This window comes from Actinoplanes sp. NPDC048791 (assembly GCF_040650095.1).
Classification (GTDB): Bacteria; Actinomycetota; Actinomycetes; order Mycobacteriales; family Micromonosporaceae; genus Actinoplanes.
Genome location: NZ_JBEZGQ010001624.1, coordinates 1 through 1,261 on the forward strand (window position 1 = coordinate 1; position 1,261 = coordinate 1,261).

The following is a 1,261-nucleotide window of genomic DNA, read 5'->3' on the forward strand; positions in this document are numbered from 1 at the left end:
GTCGTTGATCTCGCCCTGCGTGCCGCCCCCGTCATCGACGGGCACAACGACCTGCCGATGGCGTTGCGCGAGCGCGCCGGCTACCGCGTCGACGGCCTGGCCGCGGACCGGCCCGAGTTCCACACCGACATCGCCCGGCTGCGCGCCGGCGGGGTCGGCGGCCAGTTCTGGTCCGTGTACGTGCCCTCGGACCTGAGCGAACCCGAGGCGGTGGTGGCGACCATGGAGCAGATCGACGCGGTGTACCGGCTCGTGGCCGCGTACCCCGGGGATCTGGCTGTCGCGTACTCGGCCGACGACGTCGAGGCGGCCCAGCGCGGCGGGCGGATCGCCTCCCTGATCGGCATCGAGGGCGGGCACAGCCTGGCCACCTCGCTCGGCGTGCTGCGGGCGTTCGCGCGCCTCGGGGTGCGCTACGTGACGCTGACCCACAACCACAACACGTCGTGGGCGGACTCGGCGGCGGACGTACCGGCGGTGGGCGGGCTGGACGACGAGGGCCGGGCCATCGTGGCGGAGATGCAGCGCATCGGCGTCCTGGTCGACCTGTCCCACGTCGCGACCACCACCATGCACGCGGCGCTGGACGTGGCGACCGCCCCGGTGATCTTCAGCCACTCGTCGGCCCGGGCGCTCACCGACCACCGGCGCAACGTCGACGACGAGGTCCTGGTCCGGCTGCGGGACAACGGGGGCGTGTGCATGGTCGCGTTCGTACCGGTCTTCGTCTCGGAGCAGGTCGTGGCCTGGACGGCGGCGGCCGACGCGGAATGGCAGCGGCTCGGGCTGCCGGCCGAGCAGGCTCCCTGGCCCAGAGCTCCCCGGCCGGGCCGCGAGGCTGTGCCGGTCCCGCGTACCGGTGGGGGTTCTTTCGGCACTGCCCTGCCCGGCGGCGACGCGCCGCCGCCGGAGCCGTTCCGGGCCTGGCTGGCCGGGCATCCCCGGCCGGAGGCGACGATCGCCCAGGTGGCCGACCATGTCGAGCACGTGCGGGCGGTGGCCGGGGTGGACCACGTCGGGCTGGGCGGGGACTACGACGGGTGTGATCGGCTGCCGGTCGGGCTGGAGGACGTGTCCGGGTATCCGCGGCTGCTGGCGGAACTGGCCGGGCGGGGCTGGAACCAGGAGGAGCTGGAGAAGCTCACCGGGCGCAATGTGCTGCGCGTGCTGCGGGAGACGGAGGAGGCGGCTGAGGAGCCGCTGTGGCCGCTCTCCCCCGCTCGATAGCGCGGGTCCGGCACTGTCGGCGCGCCCGGCCGGC

1 protein-coding gene is annotated in these 1,261 nt (G+C 74.6%); it reads left to right on the forward strand.

Annotated elements, in window-relative coordinates:
- The first annotated feature begins 15 nt into the window (after positions 1 to 15).
- Positions 16 to 1,227, forward strand: coding sequence for a dipeptidase (locus AB0C29_RS49085; protein WP_360835339.1), 1,212 nt, complete (start codon positions 16 to 18; stop codon positions 1,225 to 1,227).
- Positions 1,228 to 1,261: the final 34 nt, after the last annotated feature.